Genomic DNA, 17061 nt, shown 5'->3' with positions numbered 1-17061 from the left:
AACGGGTTCGCAGCAGATGCCGCCGGATTTCGCCGCGCAGATCGTCAGCTGGCAGCGCAGCCACGGGCGCAGCGAGCTGCCGTGGCAGAACACCCGTGACCCGTACCGCGTCTGGCTGTCGGAGGTGATGCTCCAGCAGACGCAGGTGTCGACGGTGCTCGGCTACTTCGCGCGCTTTCTCGAACGCTTTCCCGACGTGAAGGCGCTGGCCGCGGGCACCGAGGACGAAGTCTTCGGGCTCTGGAGCGGCCTCGGCTACTACAGCCGCGCGCGCAACATGCACCGCTGCGCGCAGGAGGTCGTCGAGCGGTTCGGCGGAGAGTTTCCGCACACCGCGGTGGAGCTCGTGACCTTGCCGGGAATCGGGCGTTCCACCGCTGCGGCGATTGCGGCGTTCTGCTTCGGCGAGCGCGTGGCGATCCTCGATGGCAACGTGAAGCGCGTGCTGACGCGCGTGCTCGGTTTCGGCGGCGACATGTCTTCGTCTGCGCAGGAGCGCGCGCTGTGGGATCAGGCGACGCAACTCCTTCCTCCCGCCGAAGAGCGTGAAGCGATCGCGAGCTACACGCAGGGGGTGATGGACCTCGGCGCCACCGTCTGCCTGCCGCGCAAGCCAAGCTGCATGATCTGCCCCGTCAACAAGAGCTGCGTGGCCTTGCGCGAAGGATCGCCGGAGCGCTATCCCGTCAAGACCCGCAAGCTCAAGCGCAGTGCGCAATCGCTGTGGGTGCTGCTGGCGCGCGATGCGCAAGGGCGTGTCTGGCTGGAGAGGCGGCCGGCCAAGGGCATCTGGGCCGGTCTCTATTGCCTGCCGGTGTTCGACAGCCGCGACGAGCTGCTTGCGGCGCTGCCATCCGCCGAACAGCCCGGCGCACAAGACCTTCCGCCCTTCGTCCATGTGCTGACCCACAAGGACCTGCACCTGCACCCGGTGCTGCTGGAAGGCGTGCAGCCCCAGGGCGATGTCGCACGCTGGGTCGAAACCGAAGAGTGGGGCCGACTGGGACTGCCCGCGCCGGTGCGCAAGCTGCTGGAGAACGGCAGCGCCGCCTGACCGGCTCAGCTCGCGTCGAGTTCGCGATGCCGCTTGAGCGCACCCCAGCGGGCGCCGAAGGTGTGCGCCAGCTGCTCGACGAGGAACACCGAGCGGTGCTGCCCGCCGGTGCAGCCGATGGCCACCGTCACGTAGCTGCGGTGGTCGCGTGCCAGCGCGTCGAGCCAGTGCGAAAGAAACTGCTCGATGTCGTCGTACATGCGCGCCACGTCTTCATGCGCGCGCAGCCACTCGATCACCGGCGTGTCGCGGCCCGTGAGCTGGCGCAGCGCAGGCACGTAGTGCGGGTTGGGCAGCATGCGCACATCGAATACATAGTCCGCATCGAGCGGCACGCCACGCTTGAAGGCGAACGACTCGAACACCAGTGTGAGCGCACTGCGCGGCGCCGAGATCAGCGACTTGATGTAGCTCTGCAGCTGCGCGGGCCGGATCAGGCTGGTGTCGATCACATCGGCGCCGTCGCGCAGGTCGGCCAGCAACTCGCGTTCGAGTTCGATCGCCTGCATCAGCACGCGATGCTGTTCGGGCACATCAATACGGCTTTCCTGGCGTGAGAGCGGATGGCGGCGGCGGGTTTCCGAATAGCGGCGCAGCAGCGCATCGGTGGTCGCATCGAGGAACAGCGAACGCAGCGACACGCCGTCGCGGCGCAGCGCTTCGAGCTGCTGCGGAACGATTGGCAGCGACACGCCGCTGCGCACGTCCATCGCGATGGCCACGCGGGTGGCCTGCTGTTCGTGCTGCAGCGCGATGAACGAGGTCAGCAGTTCGGGCGGCAGGTTGTCGACGCAGTAGTAGCCGGCGTCTTCCAGCGCATGCAGCGCCACGGACTTGCCTGAGCCCGACATGCCGGTGATGAGCACCAGGTCAAGGTTCATGGTGCCCCCAGCCGCTTCACTGACGTGTAAGCGCCGCCCCCCAAGAGGGCGTTCGCTTGCTTGGGGCGGTCCGGCGCTGCGCTCATGGCGTGGCCGCCGAAGTCTTGTGGCCGAGCATCTCGCGGGCATGGGCAAGGGAGGTCTGCGAGACCTTCTCGCCGCCCAGCATGCGGGCGATCTCGTTGGCGCGGTTGTCTTCGTCGAGCCGCGACACGCCGCTCTCGGTGCGCGGGCCGCCCTTGCCGGTGCCGGTCGTCTGGCGCTTGGCCACCACGAGGTGATGGTCGGCGCAGGCGGCCACTTGCGGCAGATGGGTCACGGCCAGCACCTGCCGGTCGCGGCCGAGCTGCTTCATGAGGCGGCCCACGGTTTCCGCCACGGCACCGCCGACGCCGGCATCGACCTCGTCGAAGATCAGCGTCTGCGCGGCGCCGAGCTGGCTGGTCGTCACGGCGATGGCCAGCGCGATGCGCGACAGCTCGCCGCCCGAGGCCACCTTGCCGATCGCGCGCGGGGTGCTGCCGGTGTGGCCGGCCACGAGGAAAGCGATGTCTTCCAGGCCCGCGCGGCCGGGCTGCGCCAGCGGCTGCAGCTCGACCTCGAAGCGGCCGCCCTGCATGCCCAGGCCCTGCATGGCTTGCGTGACGGCCTGCGCGAGGCGCGGGGCCGCCTGCTTGCGGGCCTTGCCGAGCGCCTTGGCTTCTTTCAGGTAGGCCTGCTGCGCGTTCTGTTCGGCGCGTTCCAGGCCTTCGAGGTCGCTTTGCGCATCGAGCGCCTGCAGCTCGGCCTGCCAGCCCGCCAGCAGCGCGGGCAGCTCGCCGGGCGTGCGCTTGTAGCGGCGCGCGAGCGACATCCACAGGCCCATGCGCTCGTCGAGTTCGGCAAGGCTTTGTGGATCGGCCTCGGCGTTGCGCAGGTAGCCGTGCAGCGTGTGTGCCGCGTCCGAGGCCTGTGCCACGCAGGAGGCCAGCACCTCGCCCAGCGAGCGGAATTCGGGCTCGATGTGCTCGCAGTCCTTCAGCAGCGTGGCCGCACGCGAAAGCGCGGCGAGGGCGCCGTTGTCGTCGTCCTCGAGCGCCTGGCTGGCGCCCTGCGCCGCGTCGATCAGCGCCTGGGCGTTGGAGATGCGCGAATGGTTGGTCGACAGCTCTTCCCATTCGTCGGCGCCCGGCGCGAGCTTGGCGACCTCGGAGATCTGCCATTGCAGCCGCTCGCGCTCGCGCTGCAGCGAGTCTTGCGCCGAGCGTGCGTGTTCCAGGGCGGACAGCGCCTGCCGCCAGCCTTGCCAGGCGGCGTCGAGCGCATCGGTGCGCACGCCCGCGTAGGCGTCCAGCAGGCCGCGCACGGCCTCGGGACGGGTCAGGCTCTGCCAGGCGTGCTGGCCGTGGATGTCGAGCAGGCGGTCGCCCAGTTCCCGCAGCTGCGTGGCGGTGGCCGGGCTGCCGTTGATCCAGCCGCGGCTGCGGCCCTGCAGGTCGACCGTGCGGCGCAGCAGCAGCGCATCACCGGCTTCGAAGCCGCCTTCGTCGAGCCAGGCGTCCAGGGCCGGGTCGGCATCGAATTCGGCGCTCACGTCCAGGCGCTCGGCGCCTTCGCGCACCGCGCCGGCATCGGCCCGGTTGCCCAGCGCCAGCTGCAGCGCATCGATGAGGATGGATTTGCCCGCGCCCGTCTCGCCGGTCAGCACCGTGAAGCCGCCGGACAGGTCCAGTTCGAGTGATCGCACGATCACGAAGTCGCGCAGTGCGATGCGTCGCAGCGCCATGTCAGGAGCCCCCTTCGTTCCAATGAAGTTTCTTGCGCAGTGTGTCGAAATAGCTCCAGCCGCGCGGATGCAGGAAGCGCACCCGGAAGTCGGAGCGGCGCACCACCACGCGATCGCCGATCGCAAGCGAGGCCAGCGACTGCATGTCGAAATTGGCGCTGGCGTCGCGCCCGCCGACCAGCTCGATCACGATCTCGTCGGCGTCGGGCAGCAGCACCGGGCGGTTCGAGAGCGTGTGCGGCGCGATCGGCACCAGCACCCAGCCCGGCACCGCCGGATGAAGCAGGGGCCCGCCGGCCGACAGCGCATAGGCGGTCGATCCGGTGGGCGTGGCGATGATCAGGCCGTCGGCGCGTTGGTTGGCCACGAAATGGCTGCCCACCGAGACGCGCAGCTCGACCATGCCCGAGGTGGCGCCGCGGTTGACCACCACGTCGTTCATGGCGAGGGCGTCGAACACGCAGGCGCCGTCGCGCATGACCTGTGCATGCATCAGGCTGCGGTGGTCTTCTTCGTATTCGCCGGCCAGCATGGGGATCAGCGTGGCCTGGTAGTTGTCGAGCGGGATGTCGGTGATGAAGCCAAGCCGGCCGCGGTTGATGCCGATCAGCGGAATGCCGTAGCTGGCGAGCTGCCGGCCGATGCCGAGCATGGTGCCGTCGCCGCCGACCACCAGGCCGAGGTCGCAGCGCTGGCCGATTTCCTCGACCGACAGGGCTTCGTAGCGCGCGTGGGCGGGGGCGCCGGCGTCCTCCTCCTCGCAGGTCGAGCGCTCGACGAAGACCTTGCAACCCTGCGATTCCAGAAAGGTGCCGATGGTCTCCATGACACCATCGCGTGCATCCGCCTGCGCTCTCGCGCCGGAAGCCTGGTATTTGCCGATCAGGGCGACGTGACGGAAGCGAGAGGTCATATCTCACAAATTACAACACTAAAATCTTGCAATGCTGGATGACCGTGCCAAGTTGCTGCTCAAGACGCTCGTCGAGCGCTACATCGCCGACGGGCAACCCGTCGGGTCACGCACGCTGTCGCGTTCCTCGGGGCTGGATCTGTCGCCCGCGACCATCCGCAATGTCATGTCCGATCTCGAGGCGCTGGGGCTCATTGCCAGCCCGCACACCTCGGCCGGCCGCATCCCGACCCATCGCGGCTACCGCCTCTTCGTCGACACCATGCTGACCGCGCAGCGCGAGCAGATGAACACGCCGAGCCTGCCGCCCGACCAGCCGCAGAAGGTGATTGCCAATGCGGCGAACATCCTGTCGAACCTGTCGCAGTTCGTTGGCGTGGTGATGGCGCCGCGCCGCGCCTCGGTGTTCAAGCAGATCGAATTCCTGCGCCTGTCCGAGAACCGGCTGCTCGTGATCATCGTCTCGCCCGATGGCGACGTGCAGAACCGGGTGATCTTCCCCGAGGCCGACTATTCGCAATCGCAACTGGTCGAAGCCTCCAACTACATCAATGCGCACTACGCCGGCCTGACCATCGAGCAGGTGCGCGACCGCCTCCAGTCCGAGGTCGAGAAGCTGCGCGGCGAGATTGCCGCGCTCATGCAGGCGGCAGTCCAGGTGAGCTCCGAAGTGCTGACCGAGGCGCAGGAAGACGACGTCGTGATCTCCGGCGAGCGCAACCTGCTGGCCGTGACCGATTTCTCCAGCGACATGGGCCAACTGCGCCGCGCCTTCGAGCTCTTCGAGCAGAAGGCCCAGCTGATGCGCCTGCTCGACGTGTCGAGCAAGGCCGAGGGCGTGCGCATCTTCATCGGCGGCGAAAGCCAGGTCGTGCCTTTCGAAGAGCTCTCCATCGTCAGCGCCAACTACGAGGTCGACGGGCAGGTGGTCGGCACCCTGGGCGTGATCGGGCCGACCCGCATGCCTTACGAACGCATGATCCAGATCGTCGACATCACCTCGCGGCTGGTCAGCAATGCGCTGAGCCACCGCAAGTAGGCTGCGGCGGCGAATAGAATCGCGACCCAGTGGGCCGTTAGCTCAGTTGGTTAGAGCAGCGGACTCATAATCCGTTGGTCGATGGTTCAAGCCCATCACGGCCTACCAAGTCCCATCAGAAAAGCCCGCTATCCACAAGGTAGCGGGCTTTTTGCTTCTGTGTGCCGACCGCGCACCGCCACTGCGCGAGACCGGGGGCAGCTCTGGCCCCTGCGGATAGGATGGCTTGATCCAAGAAGCAAAAGGGGCCCGGATGAGCAGCAAGGTCGCTCGCGCATTGCGCATCGTCGCGGCAATGACGGTCGTGGTGTCGCTGGTGGGAGCGGGGTATCTTGGCCGCTCACCCTGGATCGTCGTGCTGGCAACACCCGCGCTGACCCTGCTCTATGCACTGGGAAAGTTTCGCCAGTGGCAAATGGCCTGGCGCGCCGGTGGATTGAAATCCATCGGCCTCGGCGTGCTGGTGGCATTGCCCATCCAACTGGGTCTCGGCTATGTTTTCTACCTGATCGGGCGGGGACTGGCGAGCCTGGTCGCACCTGCGCCGATCGCCGCCTTGGGCGCAGCAGACGTTCTTGCCGTCGGCCTCGTGTTTCTGGTCGGCCTGGCCTTCTCCCTCGCCATCATCAAACTGGAGGGGAACGCGATGGGAACTCGGGATGCCTGGGCGGCACCTGTCGCCGATCAGGCGGCGCACCCGACCGACGAGGTGGAGCTCGACATGGATCCGAGGCCGCTGACGCCGGAGACCTTCTTCAAGTCACCTGGATACTGGCGGCCCGATCCTTTGCGCGAGGCGATGGAGGGTCGCGGCAAACGCGTCGCGAAGCCAGCGCTGGCGGCCAGCGAACTGGAAATCGCCGCTGCCGAAAAGCGACTGGGTTTCCCACTGCCGGAGAGCTTGCGTGCGCTCTACCGCATGCTCGACGGTGGCTATGTGGGTGCACTCTATGTGCCGTTGAAGACGGGCCCGGGTCCTGTCTACGACGACTGGCGCGGGGCCTTCAGCATCGATTACTCCAGCCTCAGCCCGTTGAAAGACCTTCGCACGGTGCGCGCCCATTACGAGGACTTCACCGACGATCCGGACGACATCCCCGCCCATGCCGACACACTGCTGGTGCTGCAGTCGCGCTATGGCGACATGACGCTGCTCGACTACTCCCGGCCTGGTGAGCCCCGGGTTTCCATCGTCGATTTCGACAAGAGCGGCGATGCCGCCGGCATCGCGTTCGAGACATTCGATGCTTTCTTCCAGGCGTTGCGACGGCCCAAAGAAGAAAAGCCCCGCCCCTTCGATCGCGAGCTCTTTCGCAGCAAGCCGCTGGGAGACTTGCCCAGGGACGGTCGCGCGACCGCGTTCTGGGGCGACGCCAACCATCCTTTCGTCAACATGGCGAAGGGGAGAGACGATGGCTGGCATCCGAAGGCCATGGCGGACGACGCATTGATCAACGAGACGGAAGCGCGGATCGGCGCGAAGCTGCCTGAAGTGATCAAGCAATTGTGGAGAGCCAAGAACGGTGGCGATGTTGCCTACCGATTTCTGATGGATGGCCCGGACGTAGAGTTCGAGCCTTTCGAGGAACTGGCGCCGATGGAATATGCCGTGACGCTGGCCGAGCTTTCGCGGCGCATCGACTTTTCGCCTGGGGAAAAGCCCTGGCATGAGTCGATTGCAGAGGCAGACAAGCTGGTGGTGTTGAATGCCAGGCGCGAGGCGCTGGTCTTGCTGGACTTTCGTCGCGAGGGTGATCCGTCGCTCCTGGTGGTTGACGATTTCGGGGCTTCTGGCATCGACAACGCACGTGCCTTCGACGACATCGATGCGTTCATCGGGAAGCTGCGCAAGTTCGAGCGTTCGCCTTTGCTGCCATCGCCGCTGTGATCGCTGCGCGGTGCCGGTGCTGGCGCTGCAACCGTGCAAGAAAGAAAACTAAATCTTTCTGTCTAGCCACTCGCGCAGATCGAATTTTCATTCGCAGAATGAGACACCGACCGATGCGCCAGGCCCCTTGAAAGTTGCACTGCGCTGGTATGGTGCCCGGGTAGTTTTTCTTTGCCTGCACGGCCCGTTGTCTTGGCATCGGGCCCGACACTTTCCATGAGCCACGCCAGAATCTTTCCCCGCCATTCCTTCTATTGCGTGCTCGGCGGTCTTGCCGCCCTCTATGTCTTCTGCGCAATGATGCTGGTGCCGGCGAAGGTCTACATCCTGCCGTATCTCATCACGCCGGACTTCATTCACCACAGAGGCGCGATCGTCGTTCTCTTTCTGGCCGTTCCTGCCGCGATCTATCTGATCGGCTGGCAGGGCAGCGACTTCTTCGCATGGCTTCGCGCGCCGGGGCGGCTGACCGTGGGCGCGCAAGGCCTGCAGCTTGGCGACCGCACGCTGGCTTTCGCGGACGTCACGCGCTTTCGCCACCGCCATAACCGCAACCAGGTGCTGCTCGGCAGCCGGGACGGCAAGACGCTGCGCCTGCGCCTGAACCTGTGGGACGCATCGGATGTGTTGCTCGCCGAGGTGGAAGAGGCCGTCGGCGACGCCATGGCGCACGAGGTCGAGCGCCGCCTGCACGCCGGCGAGACGGTGAAGTTCGGCGCGCTCGGCATGCAGGCCGATGGCCTGGTGCACAAGGGGCAGCTGATCGCGTGGTCGAGCATCGACACCATCCGCACACAGTCCGACGAGGACGGCATGGAGGTCGACGAGCACCTGGTCATCGTCGCCCATGGCAAGTCCCGAAAGATCGACCGCTCGAAGCTCGACAACGAGCCCGCACTGATGGCCTGCCTGATGCAGCGCCTGCCTGCCCACTGAGCTTTTCTCGCCGCTTTTTTCAACCACGCAACGCAAGTTCACAGCGAATCAGACAAATGGAAATCTACAGCTCCGCCGCCCAGCAAGAGAAGACCCGCCAGGACCGCCCCGTGTTCTATTCCCGCTCCCGCCTCATCGCGGGCACTGCGCTGTGGGCAGTGGTGACGGTGGTGCTCGCGGTTCTGTGCATCCGCGCGCAGGACAAGAACAGCGGCATCCTCATCGCCGCCGGCTTTGCGCTGCTCACGGCGTGGCTTGCGTTCAAGTGCTTCAACACGCTGCGCAACATCGACAAGCCCGCGTTCGTGATCGGCCACCAAGGCCTGACCCTCGAGAACGGCATGCTGCTGCCGTGGAACAACATCGTCGAGAACATCTGGGTGAACCAGAACTACATGGGCATTCCCATCGGCAAGCAGATCCAGATCAGGACCGACCTGCCCAAGCCGCAGGCGCGCGTGCTGCGCCGCGCCACGGCGCTGGAGATTTCGGGCGACGAGTACCTGGCGCTGTGCGACGCCTATCGGTGAGGCGGCGCCGGCCTGCGCACCCTTGCCATGCCGCTGGGCTGCGCATCGGCAACGCAGGGTTAGTACAGGAATCTGCCGCGAGAGCAGGCTCGGCAAAAGTCGAATTTGTCCGACATCCGGCGGCCAAGGCGCCGCTATAAATTCCCGGCTCCTGCGGTCTACCTCGCAGGCTTGCTGTAAACCTCAGCCCGGCCATGTGGCCGGGCTTTTTTGCGCTCGCGGAGCCCGGCGATCGAGGTCGCTCTTCGAAAAAATCTCCCCCTTGAAATCGGGCAAGAGGTCTCCTATCTTCTCTTCCGTCGGAAATTGGTCAACCGAAAAGGAGGTATTGAAATGACCATGAACTTGCTCAAGCAAATCGCCGGCTCTCGCCTGCCTGTCACCTTCTATCGCACCGAGGACATCGATCAGGTCCGGGTGTTGCGGGCCGCCGGGCTCGTCGTGGCCCTCGTGCCCTCGCCTTCGAGCCCGTTGTCGTTGTCCGGCTCGCCCACGGCCGCGCAGGTACTGGCCATCACCCAGAAGGGACGCGAGGAACTGGCTCAATTCAGCTATCCGGAGTCACGCCCGCCACGCTGGCGAAATCGCCTGCCCCGGATCACCGCATGGCGCCGTTCCACTGCCGCCAGCGGCTCGCCGCATTCGGCCGGCACGCACAGCCTGCCTCAGTAAGGGGCCTCGGCCCATTTCTTTTCCTTCATTTCCAGATCTGGAGGTTCAGCGATGTACCGATCTTTTTTCCCACGCGACATGCTTGCAGAGATGGATCGCCTGCAGCGGGACATGCAGCAGGCGTTCGACCTGGCGCCGACGATCCGCGGTTTCGGCAGCAACGGATTTCCCGCACTGAATGTCGGCGTGACGCCGGAGGCAGTGGAGATCTATGCGTTTGCCCCCGGGGTCGATCCGGCCACGCTGGAGGTCAACCTCGAGCGCGGCCTCATGACCATTGCAGGCGAGCGCAAGAGCGTGCTGCCCGCGGCGGATGCGAAGGCCGCCGTGCACATCAACGAGCGCTTCGACGGCCCGTTCCGCCGGATGCTCACGCTGCCCGAGGATGCCGATCCTGAAGCGGTCGACGCCAGGCTGCGCGACGGTGTGCTGCGCATCACCGTCCGCCGCCGCGCATCGGCCCAGCCTCGCCGCATTTCCATCCATTGAGATCAATCAAGGAGATGAACACCATGAGCAACGACATTCAGACCCGCTCGCCGGGCGCGCCGGAAAGCACCGACGCCAGACAGAAGGGGCCACGCTATGGCAGCGCTGCTGCGTTGACGCCGCCTGTCGATGTGGTCGAAGACGCGGGAGGCATCACGCTGTTCGCCGATCTGCCCGGCGTCTCGCGGGACAACCTGAACCTTCAGGTCGAGGCGGAGACCCTGACCATCGAAGCCGAGTCGGGCCTGGCGGTCCCCGATGGATTGAAGACCAGCCACACCGAGGTGGGGCTCGGACGTTTCCGCCGCGTGTTCACGCTCAGCAAGGAGCTCGACACCGAGAAGGTTTCGGCCGAGCTGGCGCAGGGCGTGTTGAAGCTTCGGATTCCCAAAGCCGAGCACGCCAAGCCGCGGAAGATCAAGGTCGAAGTTGCCTGAGCGGCGTATCGGGAGCGTGCGCCAGTAATGGCGGCATGCTCCCGACGAAGCCCGCGCGCGAGGCATGTCGAGCCTTCCGGTTGCCATGGAGGGGGCTCCATGTAGGAGAACGGCTGGCAGCCGCTGTCGCCATTGACGGATCGCTGGTGTTGCGCCGCAGAGCGAAATTTGCTGGCAATTTAACAAGGCCAGCATGCAACGAGCGATGCCAACCCATGACAGACCAACCCTCCGTCAGAACCTTGTCGGGCCCGATGGCGCGGCCCGGGCGCATCGACCATGGAGGCGATGGTGAATCCGTCGGATTTCCTCCGCTCGATTCAGGTGCAGCAGCTTCCCCTGGTGGTCGAGGGCACGCCTGCCGTTGCCTGCGTCGAAATGCTGTTGGCGGTCGGCTACGTCAAGGCCGTCATCGTCAGTACGGATCCGATGAACGCCCAGGCAAGAGTGGAAGAGATCACGTGGCTGGGTCGCCGCGCGCTCGATCGACGGCGATGAGCCCGGAACTTCATTTTGCTCGCATGACCGCAGCGGCCATGTCATCCTCGGAAAAATGATGAAGCATGTTCGTGCGGTGTTTGAAGTCGCTGCGTTCCCGATGGTCGCCGTCGCGTTGTTCGCGGCCGGGATGCTCGCGGCCGTTGCCCACCTCGTGGCCATGCCGGGCCTCTACCTGTGGGAGAAGTATCAGGAGAGCAGGCCGGTGCCGGGCTCCGGTCCGGACGAGGGTTAGAATGGCGAGCTTCGCGGCTGTAGCTCAGTTGGATAGAGTACTTGGCTACGAACCAAGGGGTCGTGGGTTCAATTCCTGCCAGCCGCACCACTCATAAGGGTCAGGACGTCAACGCGTCCTGACCCTTTTTCTTTTGCGTCACCGAATCGCCTGGGTTCAGGCGGCGGCCTTCAGCCACGAAGGTCGGTTGGTCAGTCGACCTTGATGCTGTTCGCCTCGATGAGGCGACCCCCACTCTCGCGCTCGTCGCCACCCGCTTCAGGAATCGGGCCTTGACCAATGTCGAGTCCAGCGCGTTGCCATGCCTTCTCGCGCCCCTGCCGACTTCCGGTGGCGTCGATGTCCGACGGGTCCGTTCCCGCACTTTGTAGATATTGGAGGCGAATTCTGGAAAAAAGGTGAAATTCTTCCGATTTCCTCACCCAGAGTCCGTGACAAATATTAACAAGATTGGACTATTGCAGCTGAGAATGTGAACCAATGTTTCTTGCGGATGGCGCCAGATGCATTTGGCCCTGCGTTGCAACACAGCTGTTCAAGCCTGCAGGAATGTTCGGGGAATTGGAAAACGGACCTCGCTGAGCTGGAAATGAGAGACTTTTCTTTGTCCGACGTGCGGCTATTCACGAAGGCCGCCCAGCTTGGCGGACTGACATCGGCAGCCGATGCGCTGAATGTCCCCAAGGCCTCCGCGTCGCGCCAGCTCCAGCGGCTGGAAGCGACGGTCGGCCATCAACTGCTGCATCGCGGCGCCACGCGCTTCGCACTCACGGAGGAGGGGCGCGAATTCCTGGTGGCGGCCCAGCATGTGCTCTCGATCCTGGACGACGTCATGCTCAGCCTCTCTTCAGGGGGCGGAACGGTGGTGGGGCGGCTTCGCGTAGCGGTCCCTCACTACTACGGCAGGGAACTGCTGGCGGGGCACTTGTCCGAATTCATGTCTGCCTACCCGCAGCTCGAAGTCGTGGTCGAAACTGGAAACGACCGCGCCGACCTGTTCCGCGACGAGGCCGACGTGGCCATCCGGCGCGGCCGCGAGGGCTGCGACGAGATGGTGGCGCGCCATCTGAAGAACGAGCCGATGGTGCTGTGCGCCGCGCCGGCCTATCTGGCGCGGCACCCCGCCATCGAGGCCGTGTCGGACCTCGCTTCGCATGCCTTCCTGGTCAGCGAAGCCGAAGGGCGCAAGAAGGAAGTCAGCCTTCCGATTTCGGGCCGACCCCATCGGGTCAATGCGGGGAGCGTATTCCAGTCGGACGATCTGGAAATGCTTTTGAAATTGGCTTTGTCGGGCAGGGGAATTGGATTGCTTCCTTTGTCGCTGGCCGAATTGCATATCGACGGCGGCGTCTTGGCGCAAGTGCTGCCATTGGTCAAATTGAATCCGCAGGAAATCAATCTGGTCTATTTGCCGTCGCGCCGTCAGTCTCCAAAGATCAAGGCTTTTGTGGATTACGTTTTGCATATCTTCAATCAGGCTTGATACATATCGGACCCTCGGCCGCGCACGGCCGAACCGGGTCTGACCCTCCTCCTCCTCTGCATCTTGCTTTCCGCTTGCGGCGGGACTTCGTCGTCCGCAAGCGGCTGCTTTCGAGGGAAAAGGCCGTTGCAGCAGATGGTTGTCGAAATCGGGACTGTCGTTCCGAATGGCGGGTTGTCGCAACTGATTGATACCAAATCACTCATTTATTACACAATTGGTAACCTAGAAAAATAAGAGTTAACAGTCTGAGACCCGGCTGACAGCGACAGAGAAATCGCGGCAGTCCCGAGGATCGCGCCCTTTCGAAAAAGGGCGCCGATCGCTCTTCCAAATACCGGTGTTGCAACGCCGGTGCTTTCTCCCGCGGCCCGAGCCGCTCAATTCATCACCGGCCCGAGCCGGAGGTGGACCCCTGTGTGTCTTGAATCTGGAGCAACCATGTCCATTAAAAAACTGACTCAAATCCTGTCCCTTCGCCATCTATCCAGCCTGGGAGCGTGTGCGTTCCTGCTCGCCGGGCTCGCCGGTTTCACCAGCACTGCCGCGGCCCAGTCCGCGCCCACCCTCGAGGCCGGCCAGAAGAAGGCCGTTGCCGTCGTCCTCACCCAGTCCAAGGTGGTGAAGGACGCGCAGGGCAGGGAGCAACTGGTCGACGCCAGCGCGGTCAAGCCCGGCGACATCGTCGAATACCGGGCCGTCTACACCAACAACACCGGCAAGCCGGTCACCGGCCTGGTGGCGAACCTTCCGATTCCGGAGGGTCTGGAATACCAGCCGCGCAGCGCCAAGCCGGGCGCGAACCTCGTTCAGGCCGCCACGAAGGACGCCGTGTTCGGCCCCGAGCCGCTCGTGCGCAAGGCAGCCGGCAACAAGACCGAACCGGTGCCCTATGCCGAGTACCGGTCGCTGCGCTGGACGCTGGGCCAGCTGCCCGCCAACGGCAGCACCGCCGTGAGCGTGCGCGCCAAGGTCGAGACGGTCGTGCCGGTCGCACCGCAGGTCTCTGCGGCAACGCCGCAAGCGCCGCCGGCGACGGCACAACGCTGATCCGGCCGGTCTTCCTTCACCGCGCCGCCTGAATTTTTCGAGTGCAACCCGACTGCCGCGATTTCGACCGACGAAACACGGCATGCGGGTTTTTTCATGTTCCGCCTTTTGACAACCCGAGGAGAAACCACGTGATTTCCACCCTGCCAACCCGGCGCGGCATCGGCTTCAAGCCGACCGTGTCCTGGGCCGGCGCCGCAGCCTTGACGCTGGGCTTCCTGTTCGGAAGTTCAGCCGCACTGGCCGCGGCACCGCCTGCCAATACCGTCATCGGTAACCAGGCTTCAGCCACTTATTCCGACGCGGCCGGCACCACCCAGCTGGCCACTTCCAACCTGGTCCAGACCACGGTCCAGCAGGTGGGATCGTTCACGCTCGACTCGGTCAGCTCGGTCACGACGACCATCGTCAACACCAAGATCGGCGCGGCGGGTTCCATCGTCTATGCACCGCACACGCTGACCAACACCGGCAACGGCTCCGACACGTTCACGCTGACGGTCGACGCCGACACCGACAAGTTCTCCAAGGTCGAGGTCTACCCCGACGCCAACGGCGACGGCGTGCCCGACGGCACCACCCCACTGTGCACGGCCGCAGCCGCGGGCGTCTGCAGCGTGCCCGCGCAGACCGTGCCGGGCAACAACGGCGTGTTCCGTTTCGTCGTGGCCTACACGATCCCCGGTACGGCCGCCAGCGCCACCGGCGCTTTCGACACGGCAACGCTCACCGCCACACCAGGCACCCCGGCGCTGTACACGGCGCCCAACACCTCGGCAGCCGACAAGGACGAGATCAAGCTGACGACGGCAGCGGCGTTCAACGTCAGCAAGTCGATCGGCATTCCGTCCGTGGCCGCTCCGGGCAATGGCGCCTGGCCGACCGCGACCAGCGGTGGTCCGCGTTCGACGGCGGCATGCGCCACGACCTGGTCGGCCGGCCTCGCTTCCAGCGCGACCTGCCAATACACGGTCTACACGCTCACGTTCAACAACACGGGCGGCGCCGCAGGCAAGTTCGCGATGTCCGACACGCTGCCAAGCGGCATGACCTACGTCGCGGGTTCCGCGGTGTGGAGCAGCGCGCCCGGCACGGCACTGGGCGACGGCGCAGCCGGCGATCCGGCGGGCATCGACTTCCAGGTGACCGGCAACACGCTGAACACCGTGGTCGCCTCGCTGGGCCAGAACGTGACGCAGACCGTGAGCTTCGTGGTGCTGGTGAACACCAACGCTGCGATTGGCACGTCCACCACCACCAACGTGGGCCAGTTCAATCCGGCGGATTCGCCTGCAGCCTCGGCAGCGGCCATCGGCACGCTCGGCTCGAGCACCAACCCGTCGGCCTACACGGTCGTGGCGAGCTACAGCATCGCGGTGGGTACCAACCCGTCGACCGCTGCCACCGCCGCTGACACGACGCCCGGCACGCCCAACGGCACCGCAGCCGACCTGACCACGCGTCCTTCGGTCGTGGCCGGCGGCAGCGTCAAGTTCCCGCAGACGGTGTTCAATGCGGGCACCGGCACCGACACCGTGAACCTCACGGTGGCGGCTGGTACCTTCCCGGCCGGCACGACCTTCGTGCTGTTCGCGGCCGACGGCGTCACGCCGCTGCTGGACACCACCGGCGACGGCGTGCCCGACACCGGCCCGATCGCGGCTGGCGGCAGCGTCAACATCGTGGTGCAGGCCAATGTGCCTTCCGCCACGGCAGTGGGCGCCGGTCCGTTCGCGGCCACGGTGACGGGTCGCTCCGCAGGCGACACGACCAAGATCGATGCCACGCTCGACCGCGTGACCATCGTCGTCGGTTCGCTGGTCGACCTGACCAACTCGGCCGCCGGTACCGGCACGGGTTCAGTGGCTGACGGCGACCTGGGCCCCGGCCCGAGCCCGCTGCCCACCACGACCAACGCTACGGCTGCCGGCACCGGCACCGTGTTCGCGCTGTTCGTCAAGAACAACGACTCGGTGAACAACACCTACAACCTGGCAGCCAGCCAGTCGACCAGCTTCCCCGGCACCCTGCCGACCGGCTGGACGGTGAAGTTCGTGGCTTCGGGCGGCACCTGTGCATCGGCAGCGATCACCAGCGTGGCCGTCAATGCCGGCGCACAAGGGCAGGTTGCTGCCTGCGTGACGCCGCCTGCCACGCAGTCGCCCGTGACCGCACAGAAGGTCTACTTCCAGGTGCAGTCCACCGCCATCGCTTCGACCGGTGTGATCGTGTCCGACACGAAGACCGACGCCGTGACCGTGACCACCGCACCGGTGTCGAGCGCCACGCTCACGCCGAACAACAGCGGCCAGCTCGCACCGGGCGGCACCGTGGTGTATCCGCACACGCTGACCAACACCGGCAACCAGAGCTGCGGTGCGTACACGCTGACGGCCATCGTGCCGTCGGCCGACGCCACGCTCGGCTGGACCACCGCGATCTACCTGGACGTCAACGGTGACGGCCAGATCGACGCCGGCGACACGCTGGTGACCGGCCCGCAAGCCGGCCCGCTGGCCGTGGGCGCATCGCAGAAGCTGCTGGTGCGTGTGTTCGCACCGGGCGGTGCCAGCGCCGGCGCGACCGACACCACGACCGTGACGGCGACCTTCACCGGCGGCTGCGGCGCACCGTCGGCCACCGACATCAGCACCGTGATCACCGGCCAGATCCGCGTTCTCAAGACGCAGGCAGCTGACATCACCTGCGATGGCGTGGCAGACGGCGCATTCGCGGCAGCTCCGCTGTCGCTCAAGCCAGGCCAGTGCATCGTCTACAAGGTCGTTGCCACCAACGAGGGCACCTCGCCAGTCACCAACATCGCGATCAACGATGCAGTGCCTGCGTACACCTCGCTGAGCGCCACGCAACCTACGGCTGCAACGCAGTGCACCTCGACCGGCGTGTCCGGCACGGCACTCGTCTACGCGCAGACCGCCACCGCGGTGAGCTGCGGCAGCGCCAGCAATTCCGTGGCCCCGAGCGGCACGGCCACGTTGACCTTCGCCGTGAAGATCAACCAGTAACGACAAGGGTTTGAGTCGCCGGCGGACCTAGCGGTCCGCCGGCTTTCGCGAGGCGCTGCCGCATCGGCTCGCTTCGTCTTTTTCCCTTGCCGCTTCCAACAAAGCAGCACGCAACCGCGCCTGTCCCTGCAGGCGGCAGAGGAAAAAGTTCTTTGAGTTTTGACG

At 65.5% G+C, this 17061-nt stretch carries 16 protein-coding genes and 2 tRNA genes; 15 read left to right on the top strand and 3 right to left on the bottom strand.

Annotation, left to right across the window (positions count from 1 at the left end):
- Positions 1-16 precede the first annotated feature (16 nt).
- Positions 17-1054, top strand: a complete 1038-nt coding sequence (mutY, locus tag M2282_RS22045) for an A/G-specific adenine glycosylase (RefSeq protein WP_280810899.1) — start codon at positions 17-19, stop codon at positions 1052-1054.
- Positions 1055-1059: 5 nt separating this feature from the next.
- Here the strand turns inward: mutY and rapZ are convergent, their stop codons facing one another.
- The 3 genes from rapZ to M2282_RS22030 all read right to left on the bottom strand — a co-directional run bounded on the left by rapZ (position 1060) and on the right by M2282_RS22030 (position 4613).
- On the bottom strand, positions 1060-1935 hold the full coding sequence (gene rapZ / locus M2282_RS22040) for an RNase adapter RapZ (RefSeq protein ID WP_280810898.1): 876 nt from the start codon (positions 1933-1935) through the stop codon (positions 1060-1062).
- A gap of 82 nt (positions 1936-2017) precedes the next feature.
- Positions 2018-3700, bottom strand: coding sequence for a DNA repair protein RecN (gene recN / locus M2282_RS22035; protein WP_280810897.1), 1683 nt, complete (start codon positions 3698-3700; stop codon positions 2018-2020).
- Position 3701: 1 nt separating this feature from the next.
- A complete protein-coding gene (locus M2282_RS22030; RefSeq protein ID WP_280810896.1) occupies positions 3702-4613 on the bottom strand; it encodes an NAD kinase in 912 nt (303 codons plus the stop codon).
- A gap of 31 nt (positions 4614-4644) precedes the next feature.
- Here M2282_RS22030 and hrcA point away from each other — a divergent pair, with 31 nt between their 5' ends.
- From hrcA to M2282_RS21960, 14 genes are all read left to right on the top strand, one after another.
- Positions 4645-5652 carry a heat-inducible transcriptional repressor HrcA gene (hrcA, locus tag M2282_RS22025; RefSeq protein WP_280810895.1) on the top strand — a complete coding sequence of 336 codons (1008 nt, stop codon included), beginning with the start codon at positions 4645-4647 and terminating at the stop codon, positions 5650-5652.
- Positions 5653-5683: 31 nt separating this feature from the next.
- A tRNA-Ile gene (locus tag M2282_RS22020) sits at positions 5684-5760 on the top strand.
- A gap of 145 nt (positions 5761-5905) precedes the next feature.
- Positions 5906-7540 carry an SMI1/KNR4 family protein gene (locus M2282_RS22015; RefSeq protein WP_280810894.1) on the top strand — a complete coding sequence of 545 codons (1635 nt, stop codon included), beginning with the start codon at positions 5906-5908 and terminating at the stop codon, positions 7538-7540.
- A gap of 216 nt (positions 7541-7756) precedes the next feature.
- A complete protein-coding gene (locus M2282_RS22010) occupies positions 7757-8476 on the top strand; it encodes a hypothetical protein (protein WP_280810893.1) in 720 nt (239 codons plus the stop codon).
- A 56-nt stretch (positions 8477-8532) separates the two neighbouring features.
- Complete coding sequence (locus tag M2282_RS22005) at positions 8533-9006, top strand: hypothetical protein (RefSeq protein WP_280810892.1); 474 nt, start codon at positions 8533-8535, stop codon at positions 9004-9006.
- 333 nt (positions 9007-9339) lie between these two features.
- On the top strand, positions 9340-9678 hold the full coding sequence (locus M2282_RS22000) for a hypothetical protein (RefSeq protein WP_280810891.1): 339 nt from the start codon (positions 9340-9342) through the stop codon (positions 9676-9678).
- Between the two features lie 51 nt (positions 9679-9729).
- Positions 9730-10167, top strand: coding sequence for an Hsp20/alpha crystallin family protein (locus M2282_RS21995; RefSeq protein WP_280810890.1), 438 nt, complete (start codon positions 9730-9732; stop codon positions 10165-10167).
- Between the two features lie 23 nt (positions 10168-10190).
- Positions 10191-10604, top strand: coding sequence for an Hsp20/alpha crystallin family protein (locus M2282_RS21990; RefSeq protein ID WP_280810889.1), 414 nt, complete (start codon positions 10191-10193; stop codon positions 10602-10604).
- Between the two features lie 279 nt (positions 10605-10883).
- Positions 10884-11102 (top strand): hypothetical protein, encoded by a 219-nt coding sequence (locus M2282_RS21985; protein ID WP_280810888.1) that lies wholly within the window; start codon positions 10884-10886, stop codon positions 11100-11102.
- Between the two features lie 55 nt (positions 11103-11157).
- A complete protein-coding gene (locus M2282_RS21980; protein WP_280810887.1) occupies positions 11158-11337 on the top strand; it encodes a hypothetical protein in 180 nt (59 codons plus the stop codon).
- Positions 11338-11350: 13 nt separating this feature from the next.
- Positions 11351-11427 (top strand) — tRNA-Arg (locus M2282_RS21975).
- Positions 11428-11926: 499 nt separating this feature from the next.
- Positions 11927-12820, top strand: a complete 894-nt coding sequence (locus tag M2282_RS21970) for a LysR family transcriptional regulator (RefSeq protein ID WP_280810886.1) — start codon at positions 11927-11929, stop codon at positions 12818-12820.
- 441 nt (positions 12821-13261) lie between these two features.
- Positions 13262-13870 (top strand): hypothetical protein, encoded by a 609-nt coding sequence (locus M2282_RS21965; RefSeq protein ID WP_280810885.1) that lies wholly within the window; start codon positions 13262-13264, stop codon positions 13868-13870.
- A 131-nt stretch (positions 13871-14001) separates the two neighbouring features.
- The gene (locus tag M2282_RS21960) at positions 14002-16896 is read left to right on the top strand and encodes a beta strand repeat-containing protein (RefSeq protein ID WP_280810884.1); all 2895 of its coding nucleotides are present in this window, start codon (positions 14002-14004) and stop codon (positions 16894-16896) included.
- The last annotated feature ends 165 nt before the right edge of the window (positions 16897-17061 follow it).

It is taken from the genome of Variovorax boronicumulans, from assembly GCF_029892485.1.
In the GTDB taxonomy this organism is placed as follows: Bacteria; Pseudomonadota; Gammaproteobacteria; order Burkholderiales; family Burkholderiaceae_C; genus Variovorax; species Variovorax boronicumulans_B.
Note: the sequence above shows the minus strand (reverse complement) of the source record. Positions and strands in the feature narration are given on the sequence as shown.

Excerpts from the sequence above, each read along its gene's own strand:
- M2282_RS22005 (WP_280810892.1), top strand. The coding sequence starts at position 8,533 with ATGGAAATCTACAGCTCCGCCGCCCAGCAAGAGAAGACCCGCCAGGAC.
- mutY (WP_280810899.1), top strand. The coding sequence starts at position 17 with ATGCCGCCGGATTTCGCCGCGCAGATCGTCAGCTGGCAGCGCAGCCAC.
- M2282_RS21985 (WP_280810888.1), top strand. The coding sequence starts at position 10,884 with ATGGAGGCGATGGTGAATCCGTCGGATTTCCTCCGCTCGATTCAGGTG.
- hrcA (WP_280810895.1), top strand. The coding sequence starts at position 4,645 with ATGCTGGATGACCGTGCCAAGTTGCTGCTCAAGACGCTCGTCGAGCGC.
- rapZ (WP_280810898.1), bottom strand. The coding sequence starts at position 1,935 with ATGAACCTTGACCTGGTGCTCATCACCGGCATGTCGGGCTCAGGCAAG.
- M2282_RS21965 (WP_280810885.1), top strand. The coding sequence starts at position 13,262 with ATGTCCATTAAAAAACTGACTCAAATCCTGTCCCTTCGCCATCTATCC.
- M2282_RS22010 (WP_280810893.1), top strand. The coding sequence starts at position 7,757 with ATGAGCCACGCCAGAATCTTTCCCCGCCATTCCTTCTATTGCGTGCTC.
- M2282_RS22030 (WP_280810896.1), bottom strand. The coding sequence starts at position 4,613 with ATGACCTCTCGCTTCCGTCACGTCGCCCTGATCGGCAAATACCAGGCT.
- M2282_RS22015 (WP_280810894.1), top strand. The coding sequence starts at position 5,906 with ATGAGCAGCAAGGTCGCTCGCGCATTGCGCATCGTCGCGGCAATGACG.
- M2282_RS22000 (WP_280810891.1), top strand. The coding sequence starts at position 9,340 with ATGACCATGAACTTGCTCAAGCAAATCGCCGGCTCTCGCCTGCCTGTC.
- M2282_RS21970 (WP_280810886.1), top strand. The coding sequence starts at position 11,927 with ATGAGAGACTTTTCTTTGTCCGACGTGCGGCTATTCACGAAGGCCGCC.
- M2282_RS21990 (WP_280810889.1), top strand. The coding sequence starts at position 10,191 with ATGAGCAACGACATTCAGACCCGCTCGCCGGGCGCGCCGGAAAGCACC.
- M2282_RS21995 (WP_280810890.1), top strand. The coding sequence starts at position 9,730 with ATGTACCGATCTTTTTTCCCACGCGACATGCTTGCAGAGATGGATCGC.
- M2282_RS21980 (WP_280810887.1), top strand. The coding sequence starts at position 11,158 with ATGATGAAGCATGTTCGTGCGGTGTTTGAAGTCGCTGCGTTCCCGATG.
- recN (WP_280810897.1), bottom strand. The coding sequence starts at position 3,700 with ATGGCGCTGCGACGCATCGCACTGCGCGACTTCGTGATCGTGCGATCA.